Raw genomic sequence first — 21,600 nt, 5'->3', positions numbered from 1 at the left:
GTTTGGTTTGACTTAGTGCATTCCTCACGGAAAACCACCTTGTCACTTGCTAATGCTTCGGGATCGTACCCCGCACATAAGGGACTTGCACCCTCTAGAAGATTATTATATCTTTAAAATAAAATAAGGCTGTGTCCATTTTGGGCACACACAATATACATAAGATCTTGCACTCCTTCTAGTCGGCACATTCTATGTATTCACCGTTGTGGGTTATACAATCAAGCATTTCAATTAGACTAAATGTACCATCAAATAATACTTCTATTATTAATATTTGGCATACCAGTATATGGTCAATCATTTGTATCAGATTCTGTAGGAATTTATTATGCTCAAGCAATCGAAGAAGAGTTATTTTCTGATATAGAATTAGAGTTAACAGTCAATCAAAAAATAGTCTTAGAAAAAAGATTAATATCTATATATAAGCAGCTTTTAAAAGACTTTCCTGGAAGTACATATAAGCTCTTTATTTTAAATAGACTAGGAAGTTTATATCTTCAAAAAGATCATTTAAAATCAAAAGAATACAATAATAGAGTGATTCATTCAAATGAAATATTTTATTTGTCACACACTAAAAGATTATTTTTAGAATCGAATAGTAAACCTTTAGTTTTTAATGTAACTATTACAGAAAAAACTCTAAAACATAACTCCTTTTTAAACCTTGCAAGAATATCATTAGAAGAACAGAAGTATAATCAAGCTTTAACGTTTTTAGATTCATGTAAAAGTTATCCTGAAGATTTCGAATCAGATGTGAAAACATTAGTACCACACTTAAATGAACGAATAAAAAGTTTATATGGATTGGGAGAATATAAAGAACTAGATTTATTACTCAATTCATCTTATTTGTATTCGTTTTTTATCCCTTCAGAATATGAAGAAATTATTTATGAAACAATAATAAGAACATATGAAAAGCCATATATAATTTCAAACATTCTAGAACCAATTAAGCATTTAAGCATCAAGAAATCATACTTCTATGGAGTTATAGATATTAACTTTATGAACGAAAAAAATACTATTGATTTAGTATATCTGTCAGCCGAAAATCTAGTTTATGAGAAATACTTAAAGGAGGAATCAACAGAGAATTTTTATAGTTTTGCAAAACGGGTAATAAAGGATCGTAAGAAATCAACTTTATATCAAAAATTAAAAAAATATACAACACATAACAGTAACTAAACTCCAATAACGTTGACACAACCGCTCACGTAGTTTAGTCATCAAGTTAGGATTCATTCCCCACATGCCGTAAACGATAAGATTAAATTCTTAGATAACGTGCAAAATTAAAGTGAATTACAGATTATACTGATCTGATGATAAATGTATATTACTGACATGATAATGACCAAATGAATGATAAAGTGATTATTTTTCGATAAAATAAGAATATGGAAATAGGATATAATTATCAGGTTATTCGAAAGTATATTGAATTAAAGAAAACCTCGCCAACTAAATTTCAGGAATATAGAAATGAATTAAAACAGGCTATAGTTGAAATTTTTGAGGAGAATGAACCTGAAAAAATACGGAATGCATCAGTAATTGTGGGACAAATTGACAATTTGGGATTTTCAAGACAAGAATATGATAAAATGAATCATATTGCTTCTATGTTGCCTAAGCTTGAGTTGTCAAAAACACATGATTATAGAGAAGTTGTTCAGCTTGCTCTGGATATTGTATTACAGTTTATTAATGGAAGAAAGTGTAAGTGTATTTTTTATCCAAAAAGAGCAAGATTTTTCTCTAAAGATTATGAAGTTGAACTTGGTTTTATTAGATCCTCAAAAGAAGCAATTGTAAATCATGAATCGTATTTCAAAGACCAGTTTTTTGATTGCAACTACTGTAGTGCAGCGCTAATCCTACGTACTCAAGATGGAGGACATTCTCCATATTCTTCATGGCAAATTAAAGATCAATAAAAAATAAGGGTGTAAATGATTACACCCTTATTTTTTATTGATCGTATTTTTCCCACCACCTACTAATAGGGTAATTTTTTCTACCTATAATAATTGGCTCTCCAATTTGAGGTGTCGTGATAGGCATGTTTAGTTCTTTCGCTTTTTTAGTGACTCGAATTGCTGGGTCCGTCCACGAATGAAGTGCTAACGTAAATGCTCCCCAATGAATTGGAACTAACAACTTCGCTTTCACATCTACAGCTGCTTGGGCAGTTTGTTCAGGCATCATATGTATTTGCCCCCACTTTTGATTGTACTGACCACATTCCATCATGGCTAAATCAAAAGGACCATATTTTTGTCCAATTTCTTTAAAGTGATCGGCGTACCCTCCATCCCCACTAAAATATATAGTATGTCTTATTCCTTTTACTATCCATGAACCCCAAAGTGTAGCATTTCTGTCTGTTAATCCTCTACCAGAAAAATGTCTAGAGGGTGTAAAAACAATATCTAATTGCTTGTACTTAGTGTCCTCCCACCAATTCATTTCATGAATTCTTTCTGTTTCTATCCCCCACTCTTTAAAATGAGCACCCACACCTAAGGGAACAAAGAAATCGTCTACCTTATCATTTAGTTGCATAATACTACCATAGTCCAAATGATCATAATGGTCATGTGATATAAAAACTGCATCAATATGTGGCATATCTTTTATACTAATAGGCAGTTCCTCATAGTATCTTTTTTCTCCTAACCACGGATGAGGTGCTGGAACATCTCCTAACATTGGGTCTAAAAGAATCTTCTTATCATCTATTTCAAGTAAAAAAGCAGAATGACCAAACCATGTCACTCTAGTGAGTGAATCGTTGTTGACAATTTCTTCTTTATTAATTTTTAGAATATCTAAAGGTCTCGAAGGTCTCTGATTTGGCACACCTTCTAAATAATCATTTAATGTGGCCCAAATACTATCAACATTCATATCTAGTGAGGTGGGAACTAAATTAAAGAACCCCTCTTCATTATAATGCCCTGAAGCAGTATATCTTTCTTTATCTTCTGTAGAATGTGCCCCTCCAAATTCAGGACTAAAGTTTAGAAATAAAAAACCGATAACAGCTATGGATAACACTGTAAATAATATAGTATATGATATAAATCTCAGACCTTTTTTAAACATTATATTTGATTTGATTTTTTAGAGTTTTGAATATAAGATATTCTTTATCCATATTTATCATTTATTAATTTTTTGAGTAAAAATTGTCTTAAAAGTTAATTTGATTGTCTACAATACAGAATCAAACAATAATCTATCATCTATGAAAAAACTATCATTATCTATTGCATTTGTTTTAGGCTTTCTCCTGTTAAACACCACAACATCACAAGCTCAAGATTTTTACATTGGCGGTAATGTTGGTAACTCATTTATCAATCATCAATTAACGGACATTAGTGGTAACGATTTTACTTTTGACAAAAATGCTTTTGCTTGGAAACTCTACGGTGGTTTCGGTAGTCGTCATTTAGGGCTTGAAGGTGGCTATCGTTCACTAGGAAAAGTTACAGACAATGATGCGAATCATTCTTTAGAATCAACCATTACTGGGTGGGATGTAGCTGCAAAAGGTACGTTAAGAGGAGGACCTTTCTTTGCTTATGGCAAACTAGGTGCTTTCTTTGCTAAATACGATAATACAGTATCAGGCCCTTCTACTGGTGGAGTACCTGTATCAGAAATCGAGAATAACACGAAATTATTGTGGGGTCTTGGTGCAGGAGTCGAACTAGGTAAACTTGAACTTAGATTAGAATGGGAAAACATGGACATGAGTAGCGATAACCATTTATCAATGCTTAGTGTTGGTGCAGCTTTTCATTTCGGCGATCAAGAATAAGAGAATATAACTCACAGTATCAGGTGAGTATATAAAAAAGCGATCTATAACTTCAATTAGAGTTAAGATCGCTTTTTTTATACCCTTTCTACAATGATAAGTATTGATATCAATCGAATTTATTTTTATCTTATGTAGATGAAACTCAAAAACTATCTTTCCCTATTCACTTTACTCACTATCTCTAATGTACTCATAGCTCAATCTTATCTTGGCGGAAATGTAGGCATTAGTAATTTCCAACATTCGATGGTAGATGTAGGAAACTTCAACTTTGAAACAGAAGGAACCACTCCTTTTTGGAGAATATATGGTGGGTATCAATTAAAATATTTAGGAATTGAAGGCGGGTATAGAAATAATGGGATTTATCAAGATAAATACCCTAATTACTACATCAATAGTGAAAACAAAGGATTTGACATTTCTTTGTTAGGGCATTATCAATGGAAAATTATTGACTTTAGATTGAAGGGTGGTTATTATTTCAGTCAAAGTATTACTAACGTTGTCATTATCAAATCTCCTCAACAAAGTTCACCGTCAAAAAGCTATCATAGTGAACAATCTTTTACACATTTAATTTATGGTTTGGGGTTAAGGATTCATCTAATTAAGCATTTAAAAATGCAGTTAGATTGGGATGAATTATATCTAAAAGATGAAAAATTATCTTCCTTCAGTATGGGTATGGTATATCAATTTTCAAAATAATTTTTATACATTATGCAACCATTCATATTTTTTCAAGTCATTACTTTATAACATTTTAATTTCCATCATTTTTATAACATAGAACTAAATAATGAAACTTTTTATCAATACAATCATCGTCTTCTTCTTTTGTACCTCAGCTATTTTCGGTCAGAAAAACGTAAAGAAAAATTATACTGTAGATTCTTTTAATAAAATGGAATTAACAGGAGGATATCATATTGTACTCACACAAGGAAATCAATATGATGTTTATGTAGAAGGAAAACAAAAAGACATTGATAAACTAAAAGTATCTGTTAAAAACAATACTTTAATAATCAATAATCAAGAGGAAGATGATAATTCAAAAAACTCTAATAAAACGAATTTAACTGTTTATATCACTTTCGAAAACCTTGAAAAAATGGAATGTGCTATTGCTGGAAATATTGAAAATGAAGGGTTGATGAAGTTTAATAATTTTGACATTGATTATACGGGGGTAGGTAAATTAAAACTTAACCTAGAATGCACCACAATACATGTAGATATGACTGGAGTGGGTTCTGTTGAACTAAGTGGGAAAGGACAAAATGCTCAATTTAGTGGAACTGGAGTGGGTTCTTTTGATGCTAGAAAATTTATAGCCCGAGATCTTGAAGCTGATTGGACAGGCATTGGTAATATGAAAGTGAATGCTTATAATAAATGTGTTGTGACCTCGTCAGGCATTGGAAATGTAAAAAACTATAATAATATGGAAGAGAATTAATCTCTATTAGTTCCCTTTTTGGGGTGATTATCTTCTTATAAATATACATCTCATGAAACCTGAGTTGAACGAAATCTATTTTTCAATCAACTCAGGTTTTTATTTTTTCGATTTTTTGTCTAAGTTTCTATTAAAATAACTATCCTATTACAACACCTCAATAAACACATGAAAGATAAACTTCAGGAATTAGAAGAAATGAATCGCTCGGCCGAGTTAGGCGGAGGCGAAAAAAGAATAGCATCACAACATAAAAAAGGAAAACTAACTGCACGAGAACGTTTATTATTGTTCCTAGATGAAGGTACTTTTCATGAAGTAGGGAAATTAGTAAGACATCGAGAAGTTCAGTTTGGATTAGATAAAGAACACTACCTTGGCGATGGAGTAGTTACTGGCTATGGAAAGGTTGCCGGGAGATTAGTCTATGTATTTTCTCAAGATTTCACCGTTTTTGGTGGCTCCTTATCTGAATCTCATGCCGAGAAAATCTGTAAGATTATGGATATGGCCATGAAAAATGGAGCTCCAATTATTGGATTAAACGATTCTGGAGGAGCCCGTATTCAAGAAGGTGTAAAATCATTGGGTGGGTATGCTGATATATTTTTCAAAAACACCATGGCTTCTGGCGTTATACCACAGATCTCTTGTATTATGGGGCCTTGTGCCGGTGGTGCCGTTTACTCTCCTGCTATCACCGATTTTATTATGATGGTAGAGCAAACATCTTATATGTTTGTGACCGGCCCTAATGTAGTAAAAACTGTCACTCAAGAAGATGTTACTTCTGAGGCGTTAGGTGGTGCATCCACCCATTCTACAAAAAGTGGTGTTACACATTTTACTGCAGCCAACGAGGCTATTGCATTAAAAAACATAAGACAGCTGTTATCCTATATACCTCAAAACTGTGAAGAGGATGCTCCTATTTATCCTTATGAATTCCAGGAAGATGAAAGTAGACCTCAGCTGAATACCATTGTTCCAGAAAACCCGAATCAACCCTATGATATTAGAGAAGTTGTTGAAGGTTGTGTAGATGATAAAACATTTTTTGAAGTTCATCCTGATTATGCAGAGAACATAGTGGTTGGTTTTGCTAAAATCGGAGGTAGAAGTATTGGTGTGGTAGGTAATCAACCGGCTGTGCTTGCTGGGGTGTTGGATATTAATGCGTCTAAAAAAGCGGCCCGATTTGTTCGTTTTTGCGATGCCTTCAATATCCCATTATTAGTATTTGAAGACGTTCCTGGATTCTTACCAGGTACTGATCAGGAATGGAATGGAATTATCTCTAATGGTGCAAAACTATTGTACGCTTTCTGTGAAGCAACGGTACCTAGAATTACTGTGATTACAAGAAAAGCTTATGGTGGTGCTTACGATGTGATGAACTCCAAACATATTGGGGCCGATCTAAATTACGCTTGGCCTACTGCTGAAATTGCTGTAATGGGTGCACAAGGGGCTGCGGAAATTATTTTCAAAAAGGAAATAAAAGAAGCCAAAAATCCTGAAGAAAAACTTCAAGAGAAAATTGAACAATATACCGATGAGTTTGCCAATCCTTACAAAGCTGCTCATAGAGGATATGTTGATGAAGTGATCACTCCAGCACAAACAAGAGAAAGGTTAATTTCTGCCTTTGAAATGCTTTCGAATAAAGTGGATCACCTTCCTAAGAAAAAACATGGAAATATCCCTCTATAAAGTTATATTACGGTGATGTGTTCTTCATGTCACCGTTTTTTTATGCAACACTTCCTATCTTAATACAGAACGAATGCGATTTATTACTTTCATTTTTCTTTTGTGTACTTCCCACTTTCTTTTCGCTCAGTACAAACATGCACCTAAGGATTATATATCGCCTCAATCACACAAAAATAAAAGAGATGCATTCATAAAAAAGATGCCCCAAAATAGTGTTGCCATCTTTTTTGCAAACCCCATTAGAAACAGAGCAAATGATGTCAATTTTGAATATCATCCCGATCCAGACTTGTTCTATCTTACTGGATACAGAGAACCAAATGCTGTGCTACTTTTATTCTCTAATAAAACATCTGTTTTAGGTGATACTACACAAGAAGTGCTATTTGTACAACCAAAGGATGAATATGCTGAAATGTGGAATGGTGCTCGTTTAGGTGTAGAGGGCACTAAAGAAAGTTTACTGATTACTACAGTGGCTTCTAATGAAAAATTTAGCGATTTATCTATCGATTTCTCTTCTTTTGATTATGTACTCACTTTTGATCCTCCAAGAGATAGTAGAGATGATATTTATGCTTCCAATGATTTATACGATCTAATCACCTCGTTTAAAGAAAAAGTAAACTATCCTAAATACTTAAATCCATCCTCTGAAAAGATATATCAAGCTATGAAGAGAACTTCTCTTCAAGAGGCGGCCAATGTGGCTAAAATGATTGGGCAACAAATGAGATATTCTACCATTCTTCGATTGGATCAAAATATCATTAACTACCTATCAGCACCTACTAATGAAAAGAGATTAGAGATTGCTCAAACATTACCAAATACCAATATTGTTATTCATGTCTTAGATAGTTTAATGTCTGATCTGCGTCAGATAAAAGATACCGAAGAGATCCAACTTCTGACCAAAGCCGCTGATATGTCTGCGGTAGGACAGATTGAAGTCATGAAAGCCATTAAGCCGGGTATGTCTGAAAGAGAAGTACAAGGTATTCATGAATTCATCTATAAAAAATACGGTGCTAAAACAGTGGGCTACCCAAGTATTGTAGGTGCTGGAGAAAGTGGCTGTATGCTACATTACACCTCCAATAATAAGCCAAAGCTAGAAGATGGTGAGTTGATATTAATGGACTGCGGCGCCGAATATAGAGGTTATACAGCAGATGTTACTCGTACTATTCCTGTAAATGGAAAGTTTTCTAAAGAACAGAAATTGATTTATGAAATTGTCTTAGAAGCTCAAACTAAATGTATTGAGATGTGTAAAGAGGGAGCTTCTTTTACTGCCATTTATGACCAATCTACAGAGATTATTGGAAAAGGGTTAACTAAGCTAAAAATTATTCCTTCGCCAGAGTATTACACTTCTTACTTTACTCATGGTTTAATGCATCATATTGGGTTAGATGTGCATGATAAAGGACATTACACCACTTTAAAAAATAACATGGTAGTCACTGTAGAACCCGGTATTTATATCCCCCAAAATAGTGATTGTGATAAAAAATGGTGGGGTATTGGGGTAAGAATTGAAGATGATATTTTGATCACTCCTCAAGGACCTTTAAATTTATCAGAGAGAGCACCAAGAACTATAGAAGAAATAGAAAAATTAATGGAAGAAGAAAGTATCTTCAATCAACTTCTGCTTCCTGATTTAGAATAATTATTCAACCAAACACAATAATTTTATTAAATACTTGTTTTAAATGTGTAAAGGCGTCATTGTGTAAATGAGATTCCTAATAGTTTTCATACTACTTTGTTTCAACACCTCTTTCAAACAAACTACAACTGTGTTGAATAGCGCCCTGAATGACCAATCTATTGAGATTGAGAAGCAGGGGTTTAACAAATTAAACTCATCCCTACATTACGAGCTGAATGTATCCTATCCAAAAGTAAAATGTTCAGGAAAAATTGATTTAGAACATAAGATCAATCTTGATATTCAGAACATCCTTTTTATGGCTATTAATGATTTCAGATCAAAAATATCTTCTGTAAAAGCAGAAAAAGGAGCAATAGGATTAAGCTATCTCAATTTAGATTATAATGTTTTTCTTAATGATAATGGTATTCTAAGTATATCCTTCAAAAAAGATACTTATTATAATGGTATTGATGATATTAGTATCAAAAAGCTAGCATATAACTATGATGTAAAGAACAAACGTAAGATTTTATTGAACGATTTGTTTCTTACTGATATCGATTACAAAGATCAACTTTTCCACCTTATCAAAACTGAACTTCACCATAGCGGAAAGGTGAAAAAAGACGTCTTAAATTCGTTTTGTATTCAAAAAAACGGTATCACTTTTTTACTTGACAAATCGAAGTGTAAAGGAAAAAGCTGTCCTGATATTGTTTTGGTACAATGGGATAAGATGAAGGATATTTTGAGTGAGTTTGGGGGAGAAATGTTAAAGAACTAGGAACTAGGAGTTAGGAATTAGTAACTAGGAGTATTCTCTTTGCATCAAATTTCAACAAAGAAACTAAGGTGGGGATATTTACCAGCAGTTATTTATCAAAAGTATCAAAAAATTCTTGGGTAAATTCTATCTCTTCTTCTATTTCATGAGTATCCAATTCCATAAAATTTAAAGATTCTTGCAATTGTTTTTTACGTTCCTGATTTTTTTGATTTTCATCGGGATAAAATGACCTATTTTGCTCTAAATTAATGAACAGGTTTTTTATATCATTTGAAGTAATTCTTTGATCGGTAATTAATTGATCAGAAAAGAAATAATTATTATCCAACGTTTTTATTAAGCCTATTTCTGGACTGAAATAATAGGTACCTAGATAATTAGTCAAACTACAACTATAACATGATCTTCCATACTTACTTATTACTATAGTCTCATTATCATTATCCAACAAAAACTTGTCTAAATAAACTAACTTAGTGGTCGCTTCTAGTTTTCCTTTTATGAAATACTTTTCTTTTATTTCATCTTTTTGATTCCAGATATATTCTCTGTAAGTATCATCTGATAAAAAATACCTAAACACCTTTGCTCCGTCTAAGTTTTTGAATATACTTAAATCATAATGAAGCTTTTTATTTTTCCCTATATCCTCATTAATACGATAACTATAAAATTCAACCTCACCTTTATAAATTAATTCTTGTGATTTAAATGAATCTTCTAAGCTCTTTTCACAACTTATAAATAGTATTAATAATAGAAGAGTTAGTTTACTTTTCATACAATGTTATTCATAAAACTATTCTTTATCTTCCTTATCTTTTAAGTTTTTAAATATCAAGTTATTTAATGTCTCCACATCCTCTTCGGTAAAATCCTCAAACCATTCTTTCATTTTTGCTACCGCTAGGTTTTTATGCTCTTCTTTTAAGCAAACTGCCGCATAACTTATTGCTGCTACTACAACAGAAAAATCGTCTGCAAAACCCACCACTGGAACAAAATCTGGAATTAAATCAAAAGGAATAATCAAATACCCTAATGCTCCTGCAATTGCTGCTTTAGCCTTAGAGGGTGTTTCATTATCGATGTACATAAAGAATAAAATTAATCCAGCATAAACTACTTTTTCGCCTGCCTTTTTAACTATTTTCACTAAGGATTGTAGGAAGTCGTTTTCTTTAAATTTAGCTGCGTATTGATCAATATCAATTTGGTCTAGGTTTACTTTTTTCATGCTATATTTTCTTTCTTTCGTTATTACTATTGATAATTAAAAATAGGACAATTCCAATCACAAAACAAAAGAAGCAATCGTTATTGAGGTGCTTCTCTTTTAAAACATTACTTCAATTTTTTAAGCTCCTTCACCACCGTCATCTTGACTATCAGAAGTATTTCCACTTTCATCAATTCCTCCCACTTTATCAAGCATTTTTAATGAGCCCAAATAGAACGGTTCTTCATCAAAATAGATATCAAAATCATCTTCATCGGCATCTCCATCCCATGTTCTTTTAGAGTGAAGTATAGAAGTAAACTGAGGTAATATTTCCTGATCAAAAGAAGGTAAAAGAATAGCGTAAGACCCCATTTCCTTAATCACATTCATTTTTTTATCTACGCTCATCGCATATTTATAGGCATGATTTCTTTCTTTTAAATACGAAATTACACTGCCTACAAGAAGTACCCCTTTATCGTTTAGTGTCACACCCGATCGAAGTAAATCAAAAAATCGATCACTTACATAAGGCTTTATATATTGATCTTCATTGATGAAGTCCTTCATAAACTTCTTATAAGTGGTGTCTTCCTCTACTTTTTCTAATAAATCTCTAGTAGATATTTGAAGTGTATTATCGTTGTAGAAAAATTGTAAAAAGTGCTTTTCAAAATTTCTTGCCATGAATCCGTCAAAACGCTTTCCAATTTTTAAAACAGTCTTTTTCTTAGTAACATCTCCTCCCCCAACACCATCAAGAACTCTTTCTAAAATGAGATAAATTAAAGTATATCGCATTAGTATTTTCCCATCAATAGATGATGTTCTAGTAAGTAAGGCAATTTCTGCGGGACGTAATTGTAACTGTCTAAAATCCATAGTTTTGTAGGAAGGTGATTCTTCTAATGATACACACTAAAAACAGGGTATCTTTTAAATGATTTTTCTTTATGATTTGAACGGTCGTATATGAAATTTAACTGCTTATACGCACTTTTCCTCATTTCAGGGCTCCTTTTCTTCTCTTCTTGCAATTCTTTATACAATTCAGGACTGTCCTTTAACATTTTTGCAGCTTTATCTTCAAAAACGTAAGAAGAAAAATGTTCCTTTTGTTGTAGTACCGCATCAAAGAAATTCCAAGCAAAGTAACTATCCTGAGCTCTCGCAGTTAATGTCTCAACTAAAAACCTTTTGGGTTGATTATCCATTTTGATCAAATAATCACCTTTTAGAAAACGAATAGTTTCTTCTCGTTCAGAAGTTTTGATGTCATAATGTAAATAATGCCCCTCGTAAGGTGATTTTACTGTTTTGTAATCTTCAATATAGGTCACCATTACTTGCTGTTCCATATCAGAAGGCAATTCCTCTACCCTTATTCCATTTTGCTCTAATAAGTGCACTACTTTTTCAAATCCTTTAGGTAGAATATAAGCTGCAGGTACTTTTACAGAATCTATCACAGTTAAGCCAGTGTAAAAAGGTACCTTCTTAGTGTAAGGTTTCGTTCGGTCATAAAACAATCTATCCAAACCTGAAACTTCACTTTTCACTGTTTTACCTTCATACCCTTTAAATTCTAAAGTGTCTGGATTTTCTTTACTTAACTCCCATCCAATAGGTAGGTAAGTACTATTTAATTGATATTCTCTCTCTTGAGCAATTGTATTCTTTAGTTCTTTACCATGTTGTTCCAGAAAAAGCAAGGCTCCTTTTAAGAATTGATAGGTGGCTTCAGTTCTTTGTTTGAAAGGTTTAAGCATATGCGTCTCTACAACATAACTTGGTACATTAAACAAGGCGGCATACCCTGAAGAATATCTAGGAGAATCATAAAATTGAGTATAACCTTTATCTGGAGTAGTCCCCCAAACATTCACATAAGGTACAATTGGCCATCCTTCTTTCAACATGCTTTTTGATAAAAAAGGATTCATTTTTTCTTTCACAAGTTCACCTACTTTACCCAACTTCCCTTCGTGTGAAGATAAATAAGTAAGTGTATACTGGTAATCAGCACCATTACTCACATGTGTATCAATAAATAAATCGGGGTGGATTAAATGGAATATTTCTGCAAAAGTCTTCATGTTTTTAGAATCCATTTTGATAAAATCCCTATTTAAATCTAAGTTTTGAGCATTCCCTCTAAAACCATAAGATGTAGGCCCTTCCTGATTGGCTCTCGTTCCAGAGTTTCTATTTAAGGCTCCTCCAATGTTATAAAATGGTATAAAAGCTACTATTGTATTTTTTAATTCAAGATCTTCTTTGCCTTCAAGTAAGTTTCTTATCAGCATAAAAGTAGCATCAACCCCATCCGGTTCTCCTGGGTGAATGGCATTGTTAATCAACACTACATTTTTTTCTTTTAAATCATCTGGTAAGAAATTCAAATCAGGTGTATAAATCCCAAGATGTAAAGGATACCCTGCATCAGAAGAACCAAACTCCAACACATGCAAAGACGGATAATATTTCTCTAATTTTTTTAAGTAGTCAATTCCTTCCTGATAAGTAAACGTCTCTTTGCCTTCCGTTTTTTCAAAAACTGTCTCCCAATTTTGTGTAGAAGGATCAAGTTGCTCTTCCGAAGATGAACAACTAAAAAGTGCACTAAGGCCTATAAATAGATAAAAAAAATGGTGTTTCACTGGAACTAATAGTATTTTAAAAAGTACTTATTTACATAAATATCATTTTTTTAATTCTATTCTTCAAAGTTTAATTAAATTGTGTATAAATACTCATTCACTTAACCAATGACAGCAAAAGCATCAAATACCAAAAAGGTCGCCTATGGCGTATTCATATTTCTTTTTCTACTTTATTTATCTGTTTCACTTTTCTCCTATCAGGAATCGGTACTAATTCAAACACATCAAGGAGTTAGTCATTTAGATGAAGAAAAAAACAATGGATCATTTAATACGGAGTGGCTCGATAAAGTTGATAGAGAAGATTTTAGCGTAACCTCAGATTTGGGATACACCTTAAAAGGAAGTTGGTTAAAAGTTCCTGAAAACAAATATAATCTTACCATGGTTATGGTACATGGGGTAACTCATGATCGATGGCGAATGATGCGATATGCACAAATCTACCTCAAGAATGGAATTGATGTAGTTCTTTACGATCATAGAAAACATGGGTTAAGTGGTGGCAATGAAGTCTCTTTTGGCTTTTTTGAGAGTCAGGATTTAGATAAAATAGTGCATTGGACTCGAAAGCAAAGACCACAACATTTAATAGGTGCCCATGGAGAATCTTTGGGTGCAGCCACAGTTTGCATGCATTCAGGTAAAAATGAAGAATCACATTCTGTAAATTTTTATATTTCTGATTGTGCTTTTTCTGATACCAAGGAATTGTTGGTATTACGAGCTAAAGAAGATTTCGGCATGCCTAATATAGGTTTTGTAGGCACAACAAGTTTAGTGGCTAAGCTAAGAGCAGGTTTCTATTTCGGTGATGCCTCTCCCCGCACAAGAGTAGCACAATCTAAAGTTCCCTTTTTATTTATTCATGGTAAATCAGATACTTATATACCAAAGGAAATGTCTGAAGAAATGTATCAAATGAAAAGTCAAGGATCAAAATTTATTTGGTTGGTTGAAAATGCAGAACATGCAAAATCTATCACTGTGGCCCCAACAAAATATGAGAATAAAGTGATGGAATTTATTAATACCGTCATTTCACAAATCAATAATTAGTAATTATCAAACTTCAAACTTTAAACAACATTCATTTTGGAAACAAGACAAAGCAAAACCCAAATCAAAGTAAGGAATTATCATATCGATAGCTATCAACATGTGAACAACATGAGATACATGGAATTTCTTGAAGAAGCAAGATGGACACACTTTGAAAACAACAACACACTTGAAAAAGTGGCTAAAAATGGCGTAGGTTTTGTCATTGCCAATTATAATATCGATTTTAAGTTTCCTGCATCAATTGATCAGAATCTTGAAATAACAACGAAATTAGAAAAGATCGGTTCGAGTAGTACAGTATTTAAACAAGAGATCCTTATCAAAGAAAACCAAAAGCAAGCCTTGTCAGCAACAGTTACTTTGGTCGCATTTGATATAAAAACACAACTCCCTATCAAAATATCTGATCAGGTAAGAGAAGAGTTGTTAAAGTAGTTTAGCATGAAAATTTCCTTACAACACCGCCTATTAAAACTTGGTTTAAACCTAACATCAATAGTTTTTCCATCGGAGAATATCAACCTTACATTATTAAGAGAATCTACAGAGTTAGTTTCTTTATTTGCCTTGCTTCCTTGGGGAGTAAAAGGCAAAAAAATTCAATTGGATACTATTTCTGCTGAAATTATTTCACCAGTACAAGAACAAAAAGAGAAAAAAGCCATTCTTTATTTACATGGAGGTGGCTATGCTATAGGTTCTTCTCAAACTCATCGTGCTTTGGTAGGAAAAATTGTAAGTGAAACCCATGCCACAGCACTTTTAGTTAACTACAGAAAAATTCCTGAACATCCTTGTCCAGCGGCTATTGAAGATGCTTTTAGAGGATATCAATATTTATTAGATATGGGATATAATGCAGAGCAAATAGCAGTAGCTGGAGACTCTGCTGGAGGTGGATTAGTATGTACATTTATGTTTATGTTGAAAGAGAAAAAAATGGCATTTCCTAAATGCGGAATTTGTTTGTCTCCTTGGGCAGATTTGAAACATAATGGTGCTTCTACAGAAAAAAATAAATATGCAGATCCGTTTGTGAAAATTACAGAAATGCAAAATTGGGCGCATGTATATGCAGGTGATAAGCCTCTTGATGATCCTATGGTTTCTCCTTTATATGGAGATTTCAAGGGGTTCCCTCCTATGTTAATTCAAACCTCTAGTAATGAAGTACTTTATAATGATAGTACTCGATTAAGAGATCAATTAAAAAAAGCAAAAGTGAATGTTACTTACCAAGAATGGGACGGATTAATTCATTGGTGGCAACTGTTTTGGCGATTTATTCCTGAATCTGAAGATGCCATAAATAAAGTCTGTGATTTTCTGAACTCTAAACTAAAAGTTTCGTAAATTAAAAAATGAAAAATTAGTGGTAATTAACTATAAATGATTGTTCATTCATTTATTTTTTTTACCTTTGTGTAAGCAATAAAATTTCACCAAGTTTTAATGTTTTGCACCAATAAATATAAAACTTTATAACGCAAAAATATGGAAGAGTTACTGAAAAAAATCGTTTACACTGGAGTGGGCATCACAGCATTCACAGTTGAAAAAATTAACGACGTTGTAGACAAACTTGTCGCTGAAGAGAAAATTACTGAAGAAGAAGGTAAAAAGATCGTTGACGAGATTGTTTCTAACACAGAAGCTAAAAAAGAAGAGTTTGAAACTCAGGTGAAATCTTTAGCAGAGAAATTTACATCGTCTATAGATTTTGATTTCGATAAAATCAAATCAATGTTTAAAGGCAGTGAATCTGAAGAAGTAGAAATTTTAAAGGCTCGTATTGAGGCATTAGAAGCACAACAAGCGGCTAATGCAAAAGATTCTTCATCTTCAGAAGCATCGGAAGCATAAGCTTTCTGGTACTTTTGTGATGTGTGTGACCGACATTATTGTATTTTACAATTATGTCGGTCCTTTTTTATATACAAATGCAACCGATTGCATTTTCTCAGAATAATTCCGTATTTTTACATCGTAAGAATTATCGTTGATATTATTTTGTCTGTTTTAATATTTTTCTTGAGATGTATCAAAAAAATTCTACTACTAACTCGATTGTATATTTCTCTTTCAAATTCATCTAAACTCACTAAAAATACCATATCAACAGCACTACTTACTACATAAAATACTTTTTTAAAAATCATATTCCCTATGATCGATAAACTTACCGCATCTGTTGGTACAGCTCTAGACCGTTTTATTCAACAAAAACAAGAGCAATTTCCATATGCCACAGGTGAACTTTCTCAATTATTGAGAGACATTGCCTTGGCCTCTAAAATTATTAACCGTGAAATCAATAGAGCAGGCCTTGCTGGTATTGAAGGTGGTGCAGGATCCAGTAATGTCCAAGGAGAAGCACAACAAAAATTAGATATGATTGCCGATGTAAGATTTACAAGAGCACTTTCTAAAGGCGGAGAAACTTGTGGTATCGTTTCTGAAGAAATGGACGATATCATAGACACAGGTAACCATCATGCGAAATACATTGTTACAATGGATCCTTTAGATGGATCTTCTAACATTGATGTAAACGTAGTTGTAGGTACTATTTTCTCGATTTACCGAAGACGTTCTCCTATTGGCCGTCCACCAACAAAGGAAGACATGTTACAACAAGGTACAGAGCAAATAGCAGCAGGTTATGTTCTATATGGCTCCTCAACCATGTTAGTATATTCTACCGGTTATGGTGTAAATGGTTTTACTTATGAGCCTTCTCTTGGAGAGTATTTCTTATCTCACCCAGACATGAAATGCAATGACGATGGTAATATTTTCTCTATTAATGAGGGAGGATATAAAACATTCCCAGAAGGCTTGAAAGAATACATCGAGATGTGTAAAGAAAGAGAGTATTCTGCAAGGTATATCGGATCATTAGTAGGAGATTTCCACAGAAACTTATTAAAAGGTGGTATCTATATTTACCCTTCAACGTCTAAGTACAAAAAAGGGAAACTTCGTCTTCTTTACGAATGCAATGCTTTAGCCTTCTTAGCAGAGCAATCTGGAGGTGTTGCCACCAACGGCTACCAAAGAATTTTAGAATTGAAACCTACAGAGTTGCATGAAAGAACTCCTTTATATGTAGGATCAAAAAAAATGGTAGAAGAAGCAATGAAATGCTTAAAGCAATATGAAAAAGTGACTCAATAAAACTTTTTCATCAAACCTTATTTGGCCAAGTTAGACCCTCTGACTTGGCCATTTTTTATTATTTTAAAAAAACAATTCCTAATTAACCCCCTCATCATCTATCATTTATAAAAACTAAACAACTAATTCAGTATTTTTCCGTCTTTAAAATATTGTTTTACTTTAAACAATTTATTGATTTTATCGAAATAGCTACAAATCACAACGTCATTTATTATTCATAATGTCATTAACTAAAAATGAAAAACTAACATTGTATATGTTGGCTGCCGTAAGCTTTACTAACATATTAGACTTTGTAGTTTTGATGCCTTTAGGGCATACTTTACAAGAAACTTTCACGATGACTCCTTTTGAATGGAGTGCTGTCGTCTCAAGTTATACATTAGCTGCTGCTGTATCAGGATTATGTTCCATCTTTATCATTGATAAATTTGAAAGAAAAAAAATGTTTTTAACCATTTATTTCTTTTTCACTGTAGGAACATTTTTGTGTGGATTAGCCCCTACCTACCCTTTTCTGCTGCTAGCTAGATTATTTACTGGTATTTTCGGTGGTTTAATAAATGCTGCTCTTTTTACTATTGTAGGTGATATGCTGCCCGAACATAAAAGAGGTACTGGTATAGGTATTCTTATGACCGGGTTTGCGGTATCTTCTGCCGTTGGTGTACCTATTGGTTTGTATTTAGGAGTAGAAATTGATTGGCACGCCCCATTTATAATTATTGGTGTTCTAGCTTCATTTCTATGGATATTAAGTTATAAAAGATTACCAATAATGGATGAGCATTTAAATCAAAAAATGGAAAAAGATGCGGTTAAAACTTTCTTTACTCCATTAAAAATGGTCTTAAAAAACAAAAAACAGGTGACTGGTCTTTTCGCGTTATCCCTTGTCTTTTTTGGGCACTTTATTTTGATCCCATTCTTTTCACCTTATATGGTTTCAAATATTGGATTCGAAGATCAACAACTTACATTTATCTACTTCTTTGGTGGTATGGCTACCATATTTTTCTCACCAAGAATTGGGAAATGGTCTGATAAATATGGGAAGTATAAAGTATTTGTTATTATTTCTCTTATTACAATTATTCCAGTATTCGTACTTACAAATGTAACTCCTATGAGTATTCCATTTGTATTGATCTTCTCTACAATAATGTTTGTCTGTGGGGCAAGATCTATCCCTGCCAATGCATTACTAATCAATACTACTACTTCAGCACAAAGAGGTAGTTTTATGAGTATAAGATCCTCTGTTCAGAATCTTTCACAAGGATTAGCCTCTTTTGCTTCTGGATTAATTATCACAACAAATCCAATCAATAACACCTTAGAACATTATAATATTTTGGGTTTTGTTAGTGTCATTGCTACAATGTTCGGCGTAGTGTTATTCAAGTACCTAAGTGATCATAAATCAAGGGTAGCCAAAGAACGCCAATTGTCCGTTCATTAATGTATCTTTGTTATCGCATTTTTATCAATGCAAGACATAAATCCGTTATCAATGAATCAGCTTTCAAGAAGATATTTCCCTTATTCTGAACATCTTAAAAAGACTTATGGAGGACGAATCCAAAAAGTATCTATACATGCAGATTTTACCTGTCCTAATAGAGATGGTTCTTTAGGATTTGGCGGTTGTACCTTTTGTAATAATGATAGTTTTGTACCCAATTACCTTCATGATGGTATGAAAAGTATCACTGAACAAATTGATCATGGTATGGAATTTCTACCGGGAAGATATCATAATGCTAAAGCTTTTGTGGGATACTTTCAAGCCTATTCCAACACCTACGGTACAGTAGAACATTTAAAACGCATCTATTCTGAGGCACTAAATCATGAAAAAATTGATGGTTTAGTCATCGGTACACGCCCAGATTGTTTATCTGATGAGCAGTTGGACTATTTAGCTGATTTAGCAAAAGATAATTATATTTTTATTGAATTTGGTATTGAATCTTGTTACAATAAAACTTTAGATCGTGTGAATAGAGGTCACAGTTTTGAAGATTCTGTTGAGGCTATTCAAAAAGTGGTAGATAGAGGAATCCCGGTTGCTGGGCATATGTTATTTGGTTTACCTGGTGAATCTAGGGAAGAGACATTAGCGCAAGCCAAAATTATATCTGAATTACCTTTAGGGTCTATCAAGTTTCATCAACTACAAATAGTTAAGGGTACTATAATGGCGAAACAATTTAAAGAAGACCCTAGTCAGTTCCCATTATTCCAACCGGAGGAGTATGTCGATTTTATGGTGGATTTCTTAGAACGACTTCGTCCAGATATGGCTATTCAACGATTTAGTAGCGACACCCCTATTAACTTAAGGATTGCTCCTAATTGGGGAATACGCCCCAACCAAATACAATTGATGATTGAAAAGAGACTTAAAGAAAGAGATACTTACCAAGGTAGATTATATAAATAATGATACTTTAGCATTTATTTCAAAAATATATAATTAGAGTAACAAGCGAATGGTGAGCATATTTACTCTATTATAAGGCCGTTTGTAAGGGAAGTTACAACGGCTTTTTTTAGATAAAACATTCTAAGTATTCATCACGTATTATTATCAAAAAAGGAATAATCTTATCTAGATTATAAATGATATTTAGAAATTGAAGTCTTATTCAAGAAATCCGTTTTTAACTTATCCTACTTACCCTTACTTTTGTAATTAACTATCAAATAAAAGAAAAATGGCTTATATAGATTATTATAAAGTTTTAGAAATAGATAAAAGTGCTTCTCAAAGCGAGATTAAAAAGGCATATAGAAAATTAGCTCGTCAGTATCACCCCGATAAAAATCCTGATGATAAGGCGGCACAGAAAAAATTTCAGGAGGTAAATGAAGCCAATGAAGTTTTAAGTGATCCTGACAAAAGAAAAAAATACGATAAATACGGAAAAGATTGGGAACACGCCGATCAATTCGAACAACAAGGCTTCGGTGGTGGAGGTTTTGGTGGTTTTGGAGGCTTCGGACAAAGTGGCGGTGGCGGCGGCTTTGGTGGTTTTGACCAAGGTGGCGATTTCTCTGATTTCTTCAACTCTATGTTTGGAGGTGGAGGCGGAAGAAGAGCTCCGAGACCTCAAAAAGGAGGTGATTTTAAAGTCAATATCACTTTAGATATTAGAGAGGTATACGAAACTCAGAAGAAGACTTATAAAATCAATAATAATAACATTAGAGTTACTATTCCTGCTGGTATTGAAGATGGTCAAACTATCAAAATCAAAGGACATGGTAAAAATGGGATTAATGGTGGAGAGAAAGGAGATCTACTCATGACTTTTACCATTACCAATTCTACTCCATTTGAAAGAAAAGGAGCTGATCTTTACAATACGGTAGACATCGACCTTTATACAGCAATTTTAGGAGGAGAAATTACCCTAGAGACTTTTACGGGTAAAGTAAAACTAAAAGTAGCTCCTGGTACTCAAAACAATACAAAAGTTAAATTATCGGGAAAAGGTTTTGCTATATATAAATCTGAAGGGACTTTTGGCAACTTATACATTACTTATAATGTGGTCATTCCTAAAAACTTAACAGAAGAACAAAAAAGTCTATTCGAACAAATAAGAAACTTGTCTTAATAATTACGGTGATTAAAATCAGCTTCTATGTTGTATAGTCGCTAACAATTGTTTATTATTGTGGCGAATTAAGAATTTCAAAACTCCAACTAACATGGAAGCAATTACATATTTAGAGATCGCTGCAATGGGCTTTATGGTGCCACCTCTAGTTGTAGCCATCGGTTATGCGATAGTAACAATGTCTAAAGACAAAGTATAACTAGAAAACGATATCAATTTTTAAAAATTGATATCGTTTTTTTTTATCTCTTCTCCTAAGATCACACCCAGCTAATTCTTTCATTTCTACCTTTTCCCTACCTCCTTCTTCATCCCCATATAGAATGTAGTATTTTATTATATGAGTAGATTTTTAAT

The 21,600-nt window shown here is 33.1% G+C and carries 21 protein-coding genes; 16 read left to right on the top strand and 5 right to left on the bottom strand.

What is annotated here, in order from left to right; all coding sequences use genetic code 11:
* Positions 1-243: 243 nt before the first annotated feature.
* A complete protein-coding gene (locus tag NH26_RS19490; protein WP_044227218.1) occupies positions 244-1,203 on the top strand; it encodes a hypothetical protein in 960 nt (319 codons plus the stop codon).
* A 212-nt stretch (positions 1,204-1,415) separates the two neighbouring features.
* Positions 1,416-1,955: a hypothetical protein gene (locus tag NH26_RS19485; RefSeq protein WP_044227215.1), complete on the top strand. Its 540-nt coding sequence runs from the start codon at positions 1,416-1,418 to the stop codon at positions 1,953-1,955.
* A 34-nt stretch (positions 1,956-1,989) separates the two neighbouring features.
* On the opposite strand, the gene NH26_RS19480 is transcribed toward NH26_RS19485, so the two are convergent.
* Positions 1,990-3,126, bottom strand: a complete 1,137-nt coding sequence (locus NH26_RS19480; RefSeq protein ID WP_044227212.1) for an MBL fold metallo-hydrolase — start codon at positions 3,124-3,126, stop codon at positions 1,990-1,992.
* A 142-nt stretch (positions 3,127-3,268) separates the two neighbouring features.
* Between NH26_RS19480 and NH26_RS19475 the strand changes: the two genes are divergently transcribed.
* From NH26_RS19475 to NH26_RS19450, 6 genes are all read left to right on the top strand, one after another.
* Positions 3,269-3,847, top strand: coding sequence for a porin family protein (locus NH26_RS19475; protein ID WP_044227209.1), 579 nt, complete (start codon positions 3,269-3,271; stop codon positions 3,845-3,847).
* A 138-nt stretch (positions 3,848-3,985) separates the two neighbouring features.
* Complete coding sequence (locus NH26_RS19470) at positions 3,986-4,561, top strand: outer membrane beta-barrel protein (RefSeq protein WP_044227206.1); 576 nt, start codon at positions 3,986-3,988, stop codon at positions 4,559-4,561.
* 91 nt (positions 4,562-4,652) lie between these two features.
* Positions 4,653-5,315 (top strand): head GIN domain-containing protein, encoded by a 663-nt coding sequence (locus NH26_RS19465; protein WP_044227203.1) that lies wholly within the window; start codon positions 4,653-4,655, stop codon positions 5,313-5,315.
* Positions 5,316-5,483: 168 nt separating this feature from the next.
* Complete coding sequence (locus tag NH26_RS19460; protein ID WP_044227201.1) at positions 5,484-7,028, top strand: acyl-CoA carboxylase subunit beta; 1,545 nt, start codon at positions 5,484-5,486, stop codon at positions 7,026-7,028.
* A 73-nt stretch (positions 7,029-7,101) separates the two neighbouring features.
* Positions 7,102-8,709, top strand: coding sequence for an aminopeptidase P family protein (locus NH26_RS19455; protein WP_044227198.1), 1,608 nt, complete (start codon positions 7,102-7,104; stop codon positions 8,707-8,709).
* 133 nt (positions 8,710-8,842) lie between these two features.
* Complete coding sequence (locus tag NH26_RS19450; RefSeq protein WP_139263178.1) at positions 8,843-9,481, top strand: DUF4163 domain-containing protein; 639 nt, start codon at positions 8,843-8,845, stop codon at positions 9,479-9,481.
* An 88-nt stretch (positions 9,482-9,569) separates the two neighbouring features.
* On the opposite strand, the gene NH26_RS19445 is transcribed toward NH26_RS19450, so the two are convergent.
* The 4 genes from NH26_RS19445 to NH26_RS19430 all read right to left on the bottom strand — a co-directional run bounded on the left by NH26_RS19445 (position 9,570) and on the right by NH26_RS19430 (position 13,366).
* Positions 9,570-10,265: a hypothetical protein gene (locus NH26_RS19445; protein WP_044227191.1), complete on the bottom strand. Its 696-nt coding sequence runs from the start codon at positions 10,263-10,265 to the stop codon at positions 9,570-9,572.
* 18 nt (positions 10,266-10,283) lie between these two features.
* Complete coding sequence (locus tag NH26_RS19440) at positions 10,284-10,721, bottom strand: YkvA family protein (protein ID WP_044227188.1); 438 nt, start codon at positions 10,719-10,721, stop codon at positions 10,284-10,286.
* Between the two features lie 120 nt (positions 10,722-10,841).
* On the bottom strand, positions 10,842-11,588 hold the full coding sequence (locus tag NH26_RS19435; RefSeq protein WP_044227185.1) for a hypothetical protein: 747 nt from the start codon (positions 11,586-11,588) through the stop codon (positions 10,842-10,844).
* A gap of 23 nt (positions 11,589-11,611) precedes the next feature.
* Positions 11,612-13,366 (bottom strand): M14 family metallopeptidase, encoded by a 1,755-nt coding sequence (locus NH26_RS19430; RefSeq protein ID WP_158021970.1) that lies wholly within the window; start codon positions 13,364-13,366, stop codon positions 11,612-11,614.
* Between the two features lie 108 nt (positions 13,367-13,474).
* Here NH26_RS19430 and NH26_RS19425 point away from each other — a divergent pair, with 108 nt between their 5' ends.
* From NH26_RS19425 to NH26_RS19390, 8 genes are all read left to right on the top strand, one after another.
* Complete coding sequence (locus tag NH26_RS19425) at positions 13,475-14,428, top strand: alpha/beta hydrolase (protein WP_044227182.1); 954 nt, start codon at positions 13,475-13,477, stop codon at positions 14,426-14,428.
* A gap of 36 nt (positions 14,429-14,464) precedes the next feature.
* Complete coding sequence (locus tag NH26_RS19420) at positions 14,465-14,869, top strand: acyl-CoA thioesterase (protein WP_158021969.1); 405 nt, start codon at positions 14,465-14,467, stop codon at positions 14,867-14,869.
* 6 nt (positions 14,870-14,875) lie between these two features.
* Positions 14,876-15,787, top strand: a complete 912-nt coding sequence (locus NH26_RS19415; protein WP_052432210.1) for an alpha/beta hydrolase — start codon at positions 14,876-14,878, stop codon at positions 15,785-15,787.
* 141 nt (positions 15,788-15,928) lie between these two features.
* The gene (locus NH26_RS19410; RefSeq protein ID WP_044227174.1) at positions 15,929-16,297 is read left to right on the top strand and encodes a phasin family protein; all 369 of its coding nucleotides are present in this window, start codon (positions 15,929-15,931) and stop codon (positions 16,295-16,297) included.
* 303 nt (positions 16,298-16,600) lie between these two features.
* Complete coding sequence (gene fbp, locus NH26_RS19405; protein WP_044227169.1) at positions 16,601-17,611, top strand: class 1 fructose-bisphosphatase; 1,011 nt, start codon at positions 16,601-16,603, stop codon at positions 17,609-17,611.
* Positions 17,612-17,834: 223 nt separating this feature from the next.
* The gene (locus NH26_RS19400) at positions 17,835-19,076 is read left to right on the top strand and encodes an MFS transporter (RefSeq protein ID WP_044227167.1); all 1,242 of its coding nucleotides are present in this window, start codon (positions 17,835-17,837) and stop codon (positions 19,074-19,076) included.
* A 51-nt stretch (positions 19,077-19,127) separates the two neighbouring features.
* Positions 19,128-20,060 (top strand): TIGR01212 family radical SAM protein, encoded by a 933-nt coding sequence (locus NH26_RS19395; protein ID WP_044227165.1) that lies wholly within the window; start codon positions 19,128-19,130, stop codon positions 20,058-20,060.
* A 274-nt stretch (positions 20,061-20,334) separates the two neighbouring features.
* Positions 20,335-21,240, top strand: coding sequence for a DnaJ C-terminal domain-containing protein (locus tag NH26_RS19390; protein ID WP_044227163.1), 906 nt, complete (start codon positions 20,335-20,337; stop codon positions 21,238-21,240).
* Positions 21,241-21,600 lie beyond the last annotated feature (360 nt).

It is taken from the genome of Flammeovirga pacifica (genome assembly GCF_000807855.2).
Taxonomy (GTDB): Bacteria; Bacteroidota; Bacteroidia; order Cytophagales; family Flammeovirgaceae; genus Flammeovirga; species Flammeovirga pacifica.
The sequence above is the reverse complement of the archived record's forward strand: the minus strand, read 5'-3'. Positions and strand labels throughout refer to the sequence as shown.

Excerpts from the sequence above, each read along its gene's own strand:
- NH26_RS19490 (WP_044227218.1), top strand. The coding sequence starts at position 244 with ATGTACCATCAAATAATACTTCTATTATTAATATTTGGCATACCAGTA.
- NH26_RS19485 (WP_044227215.1), top strand. The coding sequence starts at position 1,416 with ATGGAAATAGGATATAATTATCAGGTTATTCGAAAGTATATTGAATTA.
- NH26_RS19480 (WP_044227212.1), bottom strand. The coding sequence starts at position 3,126 with ATGTTTAAAAAAGGTCTGAGATTTATATCATATACTATATTATTTACA.
- NH26_RS19475 (WP_044227209.1), top strand. The coding sequence starts at position 3,269 with ATGAAAAAACTATCATTATCTATTGCATTTGTTTTAGGCTTTCTCCTG.
- NH26_RS19470 (WP_044227206.1), top strand. The coding sequence starts at position 3,986 with ATGAAACTCAAAAACTATCTTTCCCTATTCACTTTACTCACTATCTCT.
- NH26_RS19465 (WP_044227203.1), top strand. The coding sequence starts at position 4,653 with ATGAAACTTTTTATCAATACAATCATCGTCTTCTTCTTTTGTACCTCA.
- NH26_RS19460 (WP_044227201.1), top strand. The coding sequence starts at position 5,484 with ATGAAAGATAAACTTCAGGAATTAGAAGAAATGAATCGCTCGGCCGAG.
- NH26_RS19455 (WP_044227198.1), top strand. The coding sequence starts at position 7,102 with ATGCGATTTATTACTTTCATTTTTCTTTTGTGTACTTCCCACTTTCTT.
- NH26_RS19445 (WP_044227191.1), bottom strand. The coding sequence starts at position 10,265 with ATGAAAAGTAAACTAACTCTTCTATTATTAATACTATTTATAAGTTGT.
- NH26_RS19440 (WP_044227188.1), bottom strand. The coding sequence starts at position 10,721 with ATGAAAAAAGTAAACCTAGACCAAATTGATATTGATCAATACGCAGCT.
- NH26_RS19435 (WP_044227185.1), bottom strand. The coding sequence starts at position 11,588 with ATGGATTTTAGACAGTTACAATTACGTCCCGCAGAAATTGCCTTACTT.
- NH26_RS19425 (WP_044227182.1), top strand. The coding sequence starts at position 13,475 with ATGACAGCAAAAGCATCAAATACCAAAAAGGTCGCCTATGGCGTATTC.
- NH26_RS19415 (WP_052432210.1), top strand. The coding sequence starts at position 14,876 with ATGAAAATTTCCTTACAACACCGCCTATTAAAACTTGGTTTAAACCTA.
- NH26_RS19410 (WP_044227174.1), top strand. The coding sequence starts at position 15,929 with ATGGAAGAGTTACTGAAAAAAATCGTTTACACTGGAGTGGGCATCACA.
- fbp (WP_044227169.1), top strand. The coding sequence starts at position 16,601 with ATGATCGATAAACTTACCGCATCTGTTGGTACAGCTCTAGACCGTTTT.
- NH26_RS19400 (WP_044227167.1), top strand. The coding sequence starts at position 17,835 with ATGTCATTAACTAAAAATGAAAAACTAACATTGTATATGTTGGCTGCC.
- NH26_RS19395 (WP_044227165.1), top strand. The coding sequence starts at position 19,128 with ATGAATCAGCTTTCAAGAAGATATTTCCCTTATTCTGAACATCTTAAA.
- NH26_RS19390 (WP_044227163.1), top strand. The coding sequence starts at position 20,335 with ATGGCTTATATAGATTATTATAAAGTTTTAGAAATAGATAAAAGTGCT.